Annotated in this window: 13 protein-coding genes and 1 pseudogene; 10 read left to right on the top strand and 4 right to left on the bottom strand. The window is 36.4% G+C overall.

The genetic code is table 11. From position 1 onward, the window contains the following. The first annotated feature begins 3 nt into the window (after positions 1-3). From AACH28_RS08525 to AACH28_RS08515, 3 genes are read left to right on the top strand one after another with little or no spacing between them, the layout of a single operon-like run. Positions 4-546 carry an inorganic diphosphatase gene (locus AACH28_RS08525; protein WP_075991667.1) on the top strand — a complete coding sequence of 181 codons (543 nt, stop codon included), beginning with the start codon at positions 4-6 and terminating at the stop codon, positions 544-546. Between the two features lie 8 nt (positions 547-554). Further along, on the top strand, positions 555-1868 hold the full coding sequence (locus tag AACH28_RS08520) for a hemolysin family protein (RefSeq protein ID WP_341832726.1): 1314 nt from the start codon (positions 555-557) through the stop codon (positions 1866-1868). Between the two features lie 17 nt (positions 1869-1885). Next, positions 1886-2599 (top strand): 16S rRNA (uracil(1498)-N(3))-methyltransferase, encoded by a 714-nt coding sequence (locus AACH28_RS08515; protein WP_341832725.1) that lies wholly within the window; start codon positions 1886-1888, stop codon positions 2597-2599. Between the two features lie 82 nt (positions 2600-2681). Here the strand turns inward: AACH28_RS08515 and AACH28_RS08510 are convergent, their stop codons facing one another. The 3 genes from AACH28_RS08510 to AACH28_RS08500 all read right to left on the bottom strand — a co-directional run bounded on the left by AACH28_RS08510 (position 2682) and on the right by AACH28_RS08500 (position 5358). Continuing rightward, a complete protein-coding gene (locus AACH28_RS08510; RefSeq protein WP_120336557.1) occupies positions 2682-3158 on the bottom strand; it encodes a hypothetical protein in 477 nt (158 codons plus the stop codon). A gap of 117 nt (positions 3159-3275) precedes the next feature. Then, the gene (locus AACH28_RS08505) at positions 3276-4670 is read right to left on the bottom strand and encodes an FtsX-like permease family protein (protein ID WP_341832724.1); all 1395 of its coding nucleotides are present in this window, start codon (positions 4668-4670) and stop codon (positions 3276-3278) included. 46 nt (positions 4671-4716) lie between these two features. Further along, positions 4717-5358 (bottom strand): ATP-binding cassette domain-containing protein, encoded by a 642-nt coding sequence (locus AACH28_RS08500; RefSeq protein WP_341832723.1) that lies wholly within the window; start codon positions 5356-5358, stop codon positions 4717-4719. 446 nt (positions 5359-5804) lie between these two features. On the opposite strand from AACH28_RS08500, the gene AACH28_RS08495 reads away from it, so the two are divergent. The 6 genes and pseudogenes from AACH28_RS08495 (at position 5805) to AACH28_RS08470 (ending at position 12840) form a co-directional block, all read left to right on the top strand. Beyond that, the gene (locus tag AACH28_RS08495; protein ID WP_146753026.1) at positions 5805-8597 is read left to right on the top strand and encodes a TonB-dependent receptor; all 2793 of its coding nucleotides are present in this window, start codon (positions 5805-5807) and stop codon (positions 8595-8597) included. Between the two features lie 85 nt (positions 8598-8682). Next, positions 8683-10071, top strand: a complete 1389-nt coding sequence (locus AACH28_RS08490) for a T9SS C-terminal target domain-containing protein (RefSeq protein ID WP_146753025.1) — start codon at positions 8683-8685, stop codon at positions 10069-10071. Between the two features lie 317 nt (positions 10072-10388). Then, on the top strand, positions 10389-10862 hold the full coding sequence (locus AACH28_RS08485) for a hypothetical protein (RefSeq protein WP_341832722.1): 474 nt from the start codon (positions 10389-10391) through the stop codon (positions 10860-10862). A gap of 46 nt (positions 10863-10908) precedes the next feature. After that, complete coding sequence (locus tag AACH28_RS08480) at positions 10909-11208, top strand: transposase (RefSeq protein ID WP_341832721.1); 300 nt, start codon at positions 10909-10911, stop codon at positions 11206-11208. 25 nt (positions 11209-11233) lie between these two features. After that, positions 11234-12085: pseudogene (locus tag AACH28_RS08475) on the top strand (IS3 family transposase); the annotation flags it as partial. A 254-nt stretch (positions 12086-12339) separates the two neighbouring features. Further along, the gene (locus tag AACH28_RS08470) at positions 12340-12840 is read left to right on the top strand and encodes a hypothetical protein (protein ID WP_112374244.1); all 501 of its coding nucleotides are present in this window, start codon (positions 12340-12342) and stop codon (positions 12838-12840) included. A gap of 143 nt (positions 12841-12983) precedes the next feature. Here the strand turns inward: AACH28_RS08470 and AACH28_RS08465 are convergent, their stop codons facing one another. Next, on the bottom strand, positions 12984-14183 hold the full coding sequence (locus tag AACH28_RS08465) for a hypothetical protein (RefSeq protein ID WP_341832720.1): 1200 nt from the start codon (positions 14181-14183) through the stop codon (positions 12984-12986). Positions 14184-14357: 174 nt separating this feature from the next. On the opposite strand from AACH28_RS08465, the gene AACH28_RS08460 reads away from it, so the two are divergent. Continuing rightward, positions 14358-14939: a PD-(D/E)XK nuclease family transposase gene (locus tag AACH28_RS08460; protein ID WP_112374243.1), complete on the top strand. Its 582-nt coding sequence runs from the start codon at positions 14358-14360 to the stop codon at positions 14937-14939. The last annotated feature ends 8 nt before the right edge of the window (positions 14940-14947 follow it).

Raw genomic sequence — 14947 nt, 5'->3', positions numbered from 1 at the left:
AAAATGAGTAAACAAAACCCTTGGCACATGGTTTCTCCAGGTGAGAATGTTCCAAATGCCGTAAATGCTATCATTGAGATTACAAACGGATCCAAAGGAAAGTATGAATTAGACAAAGAAACTGGTTTGTTGCTTTTGGACAGAGTAATGAGTTCATCTGTCGTTTATCCTGCCAATTATGGTTTTATCCCACAGACTTATTGCGATGACAAAGATCCTTTGGATATTTTGGTTATTTGCTCAGTGGATATTTTACCATTAACATTGGTTGAAGCACAGGTCATTGGTGTGATGAATATGGTTGATGGTGGAGAACAAGATGATAAAATTATTGCGGTAGCTAAAAATGATCCCGTTTTTAATTACATTAAAGATATTGATCAGTTACCTCCGCATACCATGAAGGAGATTGTACAGTTCTTTGAGAGTTATAAAGCACTTGAAAAGAAGCATGTCATTGTTGAGGGTGTAAAAGGACGTGAAGAAGCACAAAGAATCTTGATCGAGGCTATCGATTTGTACAAAAAAGAATTTGTTAACAAATAACCCCAAGCATGGCGCTCGATATATTTTGGACATTGTTTTTAGTATTGGCCAACGGCTTTTTTGTCGCGGCAGAATTTGCTATTGTCAAGGTCCGAGTCTCCCAAATTGAAGTTCAGGCAAAAACAGGTAGCAAAGTTGCTACAATAGCCAAAAGTATAACGGAGCATTTGGATGGTTATTTGGCCGCTACACAATTGGGTATTACACTTTCTTCACTGGCCTTAGGTTGGGTAGGAGAGGCTGTAATGACCCAAATTGTGCAGGGGGTACTAGGTTTTTTCGGTGTTGAATTGACAGGTACAATCGCGACGAATGCAGGTCATATATTGGCTTTTACGATTATTACCGTGTTACACATTGTATTTGGAGAGCTCGCTCCTAAATCAATTGCGATTCAAAAACCTGTTGCAACAACAATGAAAATTGCGGTTCCACTGCAATTTTTCTACTTTATCTTTAGACCATTTATTTGGATTTTAAATGGTTTCGCTAATTTTCTGTTGAAGATTTTAGGATTTGAAGTTACCAAAGGGGAATCTGCGCACTCTTCTGAAGAGTTGCAATATCTTTTGGATAAAGGTAAAGAGTCTGGTGCTTTGGATATTTCTGAGCACGAGTTGATCAAAAATGTATTTGATTTTAACGAACGTATCGTTAAGAATATTATGGTACCTCGTACCAAAATTGTGGCTGTGGAGGTCACGGCTGATGCCTCTGAGCTGATTGAAACAATGACTGAAGAGGGGTATTCCCGTCTGCCAATTTATGAAGATAACATTGATCAAATCGTTGGTATTGTACATACAAAGGATATTCTTCCCCTCTTAGCTAAAGGAAAGGAAGTTGTCATGAAAAATATCATGCGCAAGCCCTATTTCATTCCTGAAACGAAGAAGATTAATGATCTCATGGCTGAATTTCAGCAAAAGCGTCTACAGTTGGCGATTGTACTGGATGAATTTGGTGGGACAGCAGGTATGGTTACCCTGGAGGATATTGTTGAGGAGCTGGTCGGTGAGATTCAGGACGAATATGATGAGGAAACTCCAGTTGTTGAACGAATTTCTGAAACGGAATATATGGTCGATGCAGGCGCTAGTATTCATGATGTGAATGAATTTCTCCCGATAGAATTACCCGAGAGTCAAGATTACGATACGATGTCCGGTCTGGTGAGCGAAATCTTTGATAAGATTCCTGAAGTCGGTGAGCGTAAAGAAGAATATGGTTACGTATTCACTATTATCCGTAAGGCCCAGCAGAACATAGAGTTTGTCAAATTGGAATTGGTCGAATCGGCCGATGATGATACAGAAGAATAAAACAATAACGAAAGCACATGCAGTTATTTTTTACACCGGATTTAAACCCTTCATTAGAAAATTTTATCCTTAGTGAAGAAGAAAGTAAACATGCTATTCGTGTGCTTCGTATGGATACTGGTGATCGTTTACATCTCATAGACGGTCGCGGTGGTTTGTACGAAGCTCAAATTATTGACCCTCACCCCAAACGTACTGTTATCACGATCTTAAATGTTGAGGAGGAGTTTCAGCGGCCAAAATATCATTTGCATATTGCTGTTGGTCCAACGAAGAATATTGATCGCATCGAATGGTTTTTGGAAAAGGCGACTGAGGTTGGAATTCAAGAAATAACTCCAGTTATCTGTGAGCATTCTGAGCGAAAAGAGGTGAAATTAGATCGTCTAAATAAGGTGGTTGTTGCAGCGATGAAACAATCGTTGAAAGCCTATCTTCCCAAGCTAAATCCAGCAGTATCGTTTAAACAGTTTTTGAGGGAAATCCCAAAAGAAGGTGTTCAAAAAGCAATTGCACACTGTGTTGACGCTGAAAAGAAGTATTTAAACCAGGTTTTGGAGCCAGACCAGCATTATATTATCCTCATTGGTCCGGAAGGAGATTTCTCTGAAGAGGAAATTGATTTGGCACTACAGATGGGGTTTCATCCGATTTCGTTGGGAGAAGCGCGTTTAAGAACCGAAACGGCTGCTTTAGCAGCTTGTATGGAAGTTTCGCTGCTGAATAGATAAAATAAGCCGCTGCGTTGGTTTGGCAAATTGGCTCTGAAGAATAATTTGCAAAGCCAATTTGATCGTTCAAATGGACGCTAGTTTATTTTATTGGTTCTGCATCTACAATCTGAATTTCAGCATTTCCTTTAAGCGGATCTTTGGTAAAGATCATTTTCCCTTTTAATTTAATCGGGTCTTCGGAAAATTTTATCGCACTACCTTTTAACGTTACTTCAACCATTGGTGGTATTCCGTTGGATCCACAGAATTGGCATTGCATCACAGGTAATACAGACATCATAAAGTTTTTATGATTACGACCACTATGAAGAGGAACCATATAACCAGGTAATTCAACAATTTTATTTTCAAGCGCTTTAAGTTCTTTTGGATAGAAAGGAGTATATACTTTCTTTGCCCCATTATAAGTTACTTTATAAGCCATCTTATCAATTGCTTCCCAAGTTTTGTTCATCATAGGTGTATGATCGGGAACATCCGGATTACCGCCTATTTGGGCTTGGGACTGTATGGTACAGAATAATATAAATAAGAATACTGTCAGTGTTTTTTTCATGTGTTATGCTATTATTATGTATCGAGAAGCTGTTCGAATGTATTTTCCGTTTTCCTGCCTAAAGGATAAGCTGCTCTTCTTATTGCGATCTTTTGTCGTTGTGTAATCTTATTAAACTTATTTATTTGATAGTGTTCCAGAAATACTTGTCCTGTAGGCCTTGATCGCCGGAATAAGTGCTGCGAAGATACCTATTAAACAAGCAACAAACAAGAAAATCAGTTCTTTCGGATGAAGTGTAAAGGCCTCTATAAAATCGGCGCTTTGACTTGTTTGATTACTGATATAGTAAAGCGCTAGATGTGCCATTATAAGCCCAATTAACCCACCAAGAATCGTAATGATTAGTCCTTCAAGAAGCACAATGGCAAAGAGTTTTCCTTTGGAGGCTCCAAGCGTACGCATGATGGCAAGGTCGTATTTACGTTGTTTTAATGCGTTATATAAATTAATAAAGACGCTTAAACCTGCAATAAACATAATTACATAAGCGAGTATCGATAAAGAATCTATCCCTACGCCTAATAATGAGAATAGACGAGTGCTTTCCATGGCGGGAGATGCGGCCTGCATGTCTGTTTGCTGATCAATCAATTTTGGCAAAATTCCGATCGCTGCAGGGGATTGATATTTGAGTAGGATGGCGGTTATTTCCAGTCCATTCTGCTTTACCATGTCGGCACCTATTGACTTCACAAACATGCCTTCCTCTGCGTGCTCATGATGGTCTTCCTGCTCCTGATGTCCTTTTTCGTTCGTTTGGGCTGGAGCAGATAAATTTTCTGCTATATCTTCACCATGATGGTGAAAATGTGCTTTGAGGGTTTCCTCCCGATCTTCTTGGCGTTCGCGTAATTCTTTCTCTACCGCTGTTTCTTGATGCTCATGTTTATGTGCAATGCCATGTACATCCCAAACACTTTCTAAGTTGGTTAGTATTAAGTTATCGGTAACGTTATTGTTATGTTTTAGAATACCAACAATGGTAAACGGGTGTTCGTCATGATGATGTCCATCTTTGCTCAAGCCATGTGAACTATGGATCTGATCGCCAATTTTGAGTTGTTGCTTTTTTGCAACTTGATCACCAATGACTACTTCAAAGTTATTTTGCCAGATACGGCCTTCAGTTATTGCTGTTTCATAAATCGCTAAGAAAGATGAATCTGTTCCAACAATGCGATGGCCTTTGAAATTGTCACCTAAAGATAGGGGCACTGCAAGCTGAACAAGGGGATTTTGGCGTAATGGTTCCAGTTCGTCCAGTGGGATATTGCCGGTTGGATTGTCAATATGATAAATACTTGATAAGATCAATTGAAGGGGGCTTCCCTTGGCTCCAACAACCAAATCAATATTTTTACTGTTATTGTCAAGCTGCTTTTCAAAAGTTTCGCCGGTAATTGAAAGCACGGCAAGGATGGAAATTCCAAACGCCGTTAACAGAATGCTTAGAAAGACCGAGCCAAACTGCCTACTTAAATTTTTCCAAACCAATTGTATCGTGTTCATAACAAATTTTAAAAACTAAGGGTAACGCGTAAATAAAGTAAAACAATTATTTTAAAAGGTACATTTTGGAGAACTGATCTTTTATTCTCTTGTCGTGTGTTGTTATCAGTAAAGTTGATCCTGCAGTGTCAGCTATCGATAGGAGAAGTTCTAATACCCTGTAGGTATTATTATCGTCCAAAGCGGCAGTAGGTTCGTCAGCAATTAATAAGGCTGGTTTATTGATGACGCTACGTGCAATAGCGGCGCGTTGTAACTGGCCGCGACTCAATTCGTTCGGATAGGCAGCACTTTTTTCATCTAATTGTAGTTGTTTAAGTATAAGATGAATTGCACTTATGTCTATTTTTTTCCCTGCTAAAGACTGTGCCAACTTGATGTTTTCCAAAAGTGTTAAATTTCTTAGGAGGTGAGCTTCTTGGAATATAAATCCGATATATTGCGCACGAAACTGATCCAATTTGCTGTTTGATAATAAGGATAGGTCTTGGTTATTTATTTTGACTAGACCTGTCTCTGGTCGTGACAAACCTCCTAATATATTAAGTAACGTTGTTTTTCCAGAACCCGAATCCCCTAATAACAGCGTATGCTGACCTTTCTCGATGTGAATATCTGGAAATTCAATTGGCGTTGAATTAGGATACTGAAATGATAACTGTGTAGTTGATACGATTGGAGTGCTCATGAGGATCAGAAATTGAAAATATATTCAAACTTAGATAAATTGCTTTTTATATGCAATATAATTGCAATTATATTGCATATAAAAAGCAATTTACTGCAGTGAGTTAACAGTTGGCAATGGAAGATGATCGGTCTCTCTCAACTAGCAGTACCACTTATCTATATAAGGCCGTAAATGGCATTCATTAAAGTGTAATTTAGAAAAATATCCTTATTGTGTTAATAAATTAAGTGCTTAATAATTTTCTTACACTTCATTAATATGCTGACCGCTTAAGGGGGGTAAATATTCGTATAAATAGCATTAAAAGGCCTTTTTTGCTGAGAATCAAAAAAAACAGGAAGTAAGTAACATTAATTTAACAACTGGTTTACGCAATGGTAATTTGTTGTTAATGTTAATCTAATATTCTGCTAATAGCTTTGCAGAAACAAAAAACAAATAAATTGGAACCACAATTACAACTTAAAAGAATCGCTGCAGTCGTAACGCTAGCAGTAGCTGCGTCAACAACAGTTTATGCACAGGGCAGTGGAAAGGTGGCGGGTAAAGTAACAAATGTCAAAACAGGTGAAACAATCACAGGGGTGACTGTTAAGGTACTCGGTACGGCGAGAGTGGGAAGTTCAGATGTGACTGGTAATTATAATATTCCTGCAGTACCTGCAGGGAAGTATACATTAGAATTTAGTTATGTAGGCTTTGCTACTAAGCAAATTACTGATGTAGAGATAAAGGATAAGGATGTTACGACGCTAGATGTAGTACTCGATAATACTGGGGGAACTGTATTGGATCAGGTTGTTGTTACGGGAACTTTCAAAAAAGAGTCGATAAGTGCTTTGTACTCGCAGCAAAAAAATAGTGCTAGAATTTCCAGTGGGATTTCGACCGAACAAATTAAGAGAAGTCCAGATAGAAATACGTCAGAGGCAATTAAGCGTGTAAGTGGTGCTAGTATCCAAGATAATAAATATGTTATTGTAAGGGGGCTGAGTGATCGTTACAATTCAGCTATGTTGAATAATGCGATTTTACCCAATACAGAAGTAGATAAACGTGCTTTTTCTTTTGATATCATTCCTTCAAATTTAATTGAATCAATCATAATTAATAAAACTGCAACCCCAGATATCCCTGCTGATTTTTCCGGAGGTGTAGTTCAAGTGAATACTAAAGATTTTCCAGAGAAAAATTTCTTTGATGCATCCATAGGTACATCTTATAATACACAATCCACATTTAAAGATTTTACCTCAGCAAAAAGAGCTGGTGGTGAAGTGTTTGGTTTTGCAGGAAGTGACCGTGAAATTCCTAAAGGTTTTCCTTCCACAAAGGATTTTCAATCTTTACAAAATAATTCAAATGAAATTTTTGAGTATTCTAAATTGTTTAAAAACAATTGGGGCTATGATACGAAGAAGTCAACATTAACGCCTAACTTTCAACTGAATTACGGTTCCACTAAGAATTTTAAAGATGATTCTAAATTTGGAGCTATTTTTTCATTGACTTATCGTTACGACCAAAGGAAACGCGAAGCAGACCAAAAAGCGTATGTTGGCCAGTCGTTGCCAGAAGTATTCCATGACGATCAATATAGTTACAATACAAATTTAGGAGCCCTTGCAAACTTCGCGTATTCTTGGAAGTCAAACAAAATCTCTTTCAAAAACTTATATAATCGAATTTTAGAGAATCAATTTACGTTCCGTGAAGGAAAAGATGATTCGGGGAGTGAATTTTATCGCACGGGAGATTATCTATTACAACGATCTATTTTAACAAATCAATTATCTGGTGAACATATCCTTTCAGATAACAGTAAATTAAAATTGGATTGGTCCTTGAATTATGGTCGTACGGATAGATATGAGCCCGGTTATAAGCGGATGGAATATTCAAAAGATGGTATTGCATCGATTTCTGCGACCAGTTCATCTACAGCCGACAGAGCAGGTAATTTCAATTCGACAATGACTGAGAATTCGTATGGTGGGGCTTTAAATTTGACATTACCGATCCGTTTATTCTCAGAAAATGACAAATTAAAAGCAGGTTATTTCAATCAATTGCGTGACAGAAATTTTAATGCAAGGGTGATTGGATTTATTCGAAATGGAAACTTTGATGCGAGTTTGTTGAAATTACCGCAAGACAAAATTTTTGATCAAGCCAATATTCGTCCAAACGGCTTTATACTAAATGAAATAACCAACGGTGGAGATCATTATGATGCGAAAGCATTTTTGAACGCAGGCTATTTGATGTATGATGGATTTGTGATGGAGAAATTGAGGGTTATTGCTGGAGCACGTCTTGAGTCATATAATTTGAAATTAAATAGTGAAGACAATGGCAATCCAGTAGGTGTCGACACAACGACAATTTCATTACTACCATCGTTGAATTTAATCTATAATTTAGATAGTAAGCAAAGTTTTCGCTTTGCAGCTTCACAAACGGTGGGAAGACAGGAGTTTAGAGAAATGGCACCTTTCCCATTTTATGACTTCAATAAAAACATGAACGTTCGTGGAAATCCCAATTTGAAACAATCAAAAACGTCAAATTTTGATCTGGGATATGCGTATTATCCAACAGCTGGTGAAGTTTTATCGGTGGGAGCTTTTTATAAATATTTTGAAAATCCGATCGAACAAGCTTTACAATTAGGAAACTCAGGCCGTTCATTTAATTATACCAATTCAAAGTCTGCGGATGTGTTTGGACTGGAAGCAGAAGTAAGAAAGAACCTGAAATTCATTGATGAGCGATTGGACAATTTTGTCATCAACGCGAATGGATCATACATTTATTCGAAAGTTATTGTTCCAACTACTGTGAACTCAACAGGTAAAAGAAAACTACAAGGACAATCACCTTATCTAATCAATGCGGGATTATCGTATACGACCAAAAATCCAAATACGACAGCGATTACACTCTTGTATAATAGAGTTGGACCAAGAATATGGGCAATTGGTAATGCTGAAGATCCAGATATTTACGAATATTCTAGAAATATTCTTGATTTACAGTTGGCGCAAAAATTTGCGAACTCCAGAGCCGAAGTGAAATTGAATTATAGTGATATTTTAAATAATAAAGCTTATTTCTATCAAAAACCAAAAGGTTCTGATCCAAACGCAGCATTCAATAAAAACACAGATAATATCAATAGAGCTGAGAAATATGGATCTACTGTGTCTCTTACACTCTCTTATAAATTTTGGTAGTCTGTTGTTAATTCATAAATACTTAACATAGAGTTAATTGTATCGTTAAATTAAATTATTCTTTTTGTATAAATAAAACATGAAAATGAAAACGAATTTAAACTTAAATCTTTTAGCTGTTTTAGCGGCAGGTTTAACTGCATTTGCAAGCTGTAGTAAGAGTGATCCTTCGGTAATTGAACCTCCTGTTACCCCGGGTGATTCAAATGAATCGCTTGCTGATTCTTTCTTTGAGAAAGTAGCTTACAAAGGTGCATTTGGTTCTACTGACTGGACATCAGGATGGGTTAATTACGAACCAAATAAAACTGCATATTCTGCTGCTACAGAGGAACTTTCCGGTGAAATAACTGCAGATAAAACTTTAGATGCTTCAAAAACATACTTGTTAAAAGGTTTTGTTTACATTAAAAGTGGTGTTACATTAACGATTCCAGCTGGAACAGTAATTAGAGGAGATAAAAATACTAAAGCAACATTGGTTGTTACAATGGGCGGTAAAATCAATGCAGAAGGAACTGCTGCTAAGCCAATTGTATTTACTTCAAACCAACCCGCTGGTACAAGAGCTCCAGGTGATTGGGGTGGAATTATTATCTTAGGTAAGGCACCTAATAATATCCCAGGTGGAACAGGTCTTATTGAAGGCGGTTTAACAGCTCCATACGGAAATCATGGTGGAACTATTGCTGATGATAACTCAGGAGTTCTTAAATATGTACGTGTTGAGTTCCCAGGTATTGCTTATACAACAAACAACGAGATAAACGGTGTTACATTTGGATCAGTTGGTTCTAAAACAACTGTTGAATACGTTCAAGTTGCTTATTCTGGTGATGATTCTTTTGAGTGGTTTGGTGGTACAGTAAATGCTAAGCACCTTGTCTCTACTGCAAACATCGATGATGTTTTCGATTTCGATAATGGTTACTCAGGAAAACTTCAATTCTTAGTAGGTCTTAGAGATCCGAAATTAGCGGATCAAGCTGGTCAATCAAATGGTATTGAATCTGATAATTCGGAAAAAGTATTTGATTCTTCTCCAAGAACACGTCCTGTTATATCAAATATGACATTGGTTGGACCTGGTAATACAGAGGTTGATCCAAAACATGAGTACGCAAATTTGTGGAGAAGAGGAAGTAAGATGATCCTTGCTAACTCTATCTTTATCAACATGCGTTATGGTATCGATATACGCGATAAAGAAACTGGTGATGCTTTGACAGATAAAACATCTTTGATCAAAAACAACATTTACCAATCATTTACGGCAGGTAGAGACGTTATAGCCGATGGTACAGTACCTTCATTTGCGACTGTTGATTTATTGAAAACGTATTTGACTACAAATAATAATACATTCTTGGACGATGCAGCAGCTAAAAATCTTTTGGTTAATCCATATAGTTTAACAGCGCCAAACTTTATTTTGAAATCAGGATCAGTAGCTGCTACTGGTGCTTCTTTCTAAGAAATAGATAATTATAGTTTAGTAAAATAGATGGAAAATCCTGCCTTGGCGGGATTTTTTATTTTTGGGGATAAGGGACTAATCGGTTGAAAGAACTCAATTTCTTTAAAATTAGATAGTCGTGTCTATTTTTGTTGTTTGAATCATTACTTATAAAGTTGCTTTTGCTAATTTATTTTAGGTTTGTTGTTTAATTTTTTTATTTGTTTATTTCTATTTATTAATGTGTTAACATTAAATTTATTTATCTTTTTTAATTTAATGGAAAAGATAAATTATAAAAAAAATTAAACCAATTAACAGTAGCCTTTAGAAGGATGCTGACGATTTCATTCCTGATCCCAATCTTATTGACATCTTGTAAGAAGGAGCAAAGCCCTATTGCAGACGATGCATCTCACTCAAAAAATGATGAAGTATATAGTACTTTATTGAAAAAGGGAATATCACCTACTATGATTCAAGATTTGGGGGGATATTATTTAGTTGAAAATGATCTGTTGGTTAAAAAGCAAGGAACAGATTTGATTGCGTTGAAATCCTTTTTAGACTCCGCAGACAATAGTAGTGAAGCTGTTAGTTCGAAAACAAAAGCGTCTAATCCTAAGAAAGCTCAAGCTAGAACTCCAAATTTGATTTTCTCTTATAATTCAGGAGTAATACTGTATAAAGTTGATGCCGATTATACTTGGAACTCAGCAATTCAAAAAGCTGTAACGAATTGGAGCCAAATATCAAGTACTACTGTGAATTTCTTTCCTGTAATGGATGGAATGGAGTTGCTAACTTAGTCGGCAGATCAAGTTAAGAACAATAAAATATCTTAATTTTGAAATAATGATTAAAGTCCGTAGAAAGTACGATCGCATTTTTAAAGAGCGAGCAGTTGAATTAAGTAAAAACAGGAAGAATCTTTCTGAGCTAGCTCGTGAGTTAGGAATCTCTGCTGCCCAATTATATAAGTGGCGTAAAGAGTCAGAAGAGTTTGGATCAGGAAGTTTCCCCGGGAATGGAAATCTGAAGCAAACGCCAGAACAAGAGCGGATTAGTTTCTTGGAGAAAAAACTTAAAGACTCAGAACTGGAACTAGAAATACTAAAAAAGGCCATAGGCATCTTTTCCAAGAGCGATCGGTAATATATAGTTTTATCAAGCAACACAGGGGCTATATTCGATTGAAAAGATGTGTAAAGTTATGGGTGTTGGATCTAGAAGCTATTATGCTTGGCAAAAACGGTCCCAACAGACAAAAAGCGGGAAATGCAGCAATCTGGAGGACAAGATAAAGGCTATTTATTTCGATAAGAAACAACGGTATGGCAGTCCTAGATTAACAGCGGAGCTGTTGGATGATGGAATAAAAGTTTCTAGAAATACAGTCGCTAAGTATATGAAAAAGATGGGGCTACGCAGTAAAATAGGCAAGAAATTTAAAGCTACAACCGATTCAAAACATGCACATAAAATAATGGACAATGTATTAGACCGAAATTTCAAAGCTTCAGAGCCTTCAAAAGTCTGGGTATCTGATATTACTTACATCCATACCAAAGAAGGTTTTTTATATCTAACCACCATTCTGGATTTATATGACCGCAAATGTATTGGTTGGCGTATCAGTGATGGGATGAAAACTGAAGAAACTTCATTGGCAGCTTGGAAAATGGCAATTAAGCACCGCAAACTGTCTCCTGGTCTAATTTTTCATTCGGATCGAGGCGTACAATATGCATGTGAAAAATTTAGTAACACGTTAGATTCCTATAAAATCATAATAAGAAGTATGAGTAGAAAAGGTAATTGCTGGGATAATGCAGTAGCAGAAAGCTTCTTCAAAACGCTAAAATCCGAGCAGATTTACGGCAATAAGTTGATTACCAAGGGTCGGATGAAAGCAGAACTATTCGAATACATAGAAATCTGGTATAATCGAGAACGTCGTCACTCCACATTGGGAAATCTTACAATTGAGCAATTTAATAACAAAGAGCAAAAAATTAAAAAAGCTGCTTAACTAGCACTGCCGATTTTATTTGCAAGTCCAGAACTCCAACTGACAATTGGATAATTTTTATGAATGACGGCGGTATTCTTCCAAATAATGTTATTGCTGCTGCAGAGTTTCCGTCAAATGATGAAGTAGGTTTTAGAGTACGAATAAATTTAGATTTTAATAATAATCAGCAAGTGAGCGAATCTGGAAAAATTTATAATATGGTCCACGAAATTGGGCATTGTTTGGGATTTAGACATACAAATTGGTAGCAAATGAATGAAAATCAGGACGGTGCATCCTTAATTACAGGGACGCCACAACAAGATGGTTCGTCCGTGATGAACGGCGGTACAGCCTTAAATTTGTGGAACGGTTTCTCCCAATATGATATTTTGGCTACCCAAACAATTTATCCATATTCTTTACTGGATAAGTGGATTACCTATCCTGAGCAAAAGCTTTATTATGATATTTCCTCGAATACTGTAAGATATACACATATAGCTCTATATAATGATGATAAGGTTGGTGTAAATTGGAACCTTAATCTCGTAAATACGGAAGCAATAAATGTCTATCTGTATCAAAATAAAAAAATGGTCAAGATGGTTGGTAATAATATTCCAAATTTGGGAACATATAGTTTTGATTTACCCAATAACCTTTATACTGCAGGAGGACATAATTTTTATAATTTACAGATCAAAATTGAAAGTGTAAGCAATCAAAATTTAAGCGATATGACCTCTTTCTTTTCTGTAATGGTTGATTAAACCTGATTTTATATAGAAGCTATTTCTGACCAATATTAAAGGAATCGAGTTCTGCAATTATTGAAGAACTCGATTCCTTTTCTTAGGATAATATCGAAAAGGAATTTTAAATGACTTACACTAATCCGAAAAAAAATCCGCGCTTATCTCGGCTCGTAGTGATAAACAATTTGATAAGACTGATTTTTAAGCTCCTCAGACAATTGACCTATATCTAGCGTTTGCGCTTGTGGTGTAGGTTCACAGACAGAATAATATTTTCCATTGTACAAAATAGCATCACCGATAGGATGTTCAAATTGGACGGCCATCGTTACATGAGTGGGATAGAGCAGGGTGATCATAGGAAGATTGTAGATTTCCTTTACCAGATAAAAAAACAGGGCAACACGGTCATCACAGTCACTGTATTTATTCAATAGCGTTTGTTCTGCAGAAAGGCGCTTTTCGGATCCGAAATTCTCTTCGTCATTTTCGTATAAGAATGCATATCGCGTAAACCGCATTAAATAATCGACACCTTCCTGCTGATTTTTTCCTTTTAAATTTTCCTTGAGCGCAGGAATCAGTGATTGATAAGTCTCTTTGCTAAGTGGAATATTGAAATAAGTTTCAAAATCTACGCCAGGATAGTTTTTAAAAAGATCACTGATATCTTCATTCAACTTGATATTAAAATGGTAGGCTTTATGTCCATAATTGAACTCAATTTGCTTCTCCTTATAATTTGCGGGTACAAAATCAGGTAATTTTGTGATTTTGTAACTGAAATCTTCGATAGCTTCTGGTACTTTAATTTTAACAGGAATATAGGTGTCTGCGCGTTGAAAGAGCTTTCCATAGTCATGGAAGTTTAAACAGGTGTATTTCTTGCCATCAATTTCAAAAAAGGGAATATCAGAGATATCTTCTTTGTTCTGAATGAAAAATATGATCTGATTACTACCCACAGCCAAACGAGCATCATAACCAGATTTACACATTAAAAACCATTTATATAATGTGTAGCGGGTGTAATTTTCCGTTTTGGGAGCAATCTGTTGTGCGGTGCGGCGAATCAGCTGATAATATACCCAATCATTTAGATGATGTTCATCTTTGTATTCGAGAAGGCTATTTATAAGCTGTATGTAATTAGTTTGATCAGCTATTTGATAGAATTTTTGTATGTGAGCTATTGTTAGGCTGTCATTGAATGGAATATTAAAGGACGATGGAATATCAATAGATACTTTGCCATCATAAAAATCGAAATCATGATGCTGCGCCCTAACGAGTTTTGGACTGTAGGTTAACCAAAATAAAATGGTTAAAAACGCAATATAGTATCCTTTGATATTCAATTATTAACAAATTGATAACATTAATGTAATGTAAATTTAACAAATTGTAGTTGCTTTTTATACCGATTATTGAATAATGTTTTTGGGATTGCAATAAGTCTGTTATTTCTACTAAATATTGTGGATATGATTCATTTGTGAGTGTTTTTTACTAAAACATCAAAATACATTAGTATGCTTTCTGATTTTGGCTGGAAGCTATATTTTGGACGGGAGGAAAATAAAGAGAATTTAATCAATTTGTTAAATAGTCTGCTTGAGGGAGAGCATGTGGTCGAGGATCTCAGTTACAGCAATGTTGAAGAAGACGGCGATTTGCCGTATGATCGGAAAGTGATTTTTGACCGTGGGGTAAGCTATACCTCCCGAACGATTAGTCGCTTGACCAAGAAAGCAACTGCGGGAAATAATTATGAGCTGCCACCGGTATATTTTATTGCCGTACTGGGGTTTCGGCTTGATCCATTGAACAGGGCGAAATATTATTACAGTGCCAAGATCTTTGATGAACTTGACCAAGAAGTTCTTTATCCCAAGCTGAGCTATAAGATGTTTGTCTTGCCCAATTTCATTAAGCCACTGTCCAGGTTGGATACAATCATAGATCAATGGATGTACCTGATGAAGCATCTGGATGAGCTGGACGGATCACCTAAGTATTTGGATAAAAGAATGTTATCGCGTATTTTCATCCGACTTAATAATATGTATAAAGCGGATGAGAGATCGCTAAATTTCTTTCGTATTGAAATTTAGCTTAGTTT

It is taken from the genome of Sphingobacterium thalpophilum (assembly GCF_038396785.1).
Lineage (GTDB): Bacteria > Bacteroidota > Bacteroidia > Sphingobacteriales > Sphingobacteriaceae > Sphingobacterium > Sphingobacterium thalpophilum_A.
This window is presented reverse-complemented; position numbering and strand designations above follow the sequence as displayed.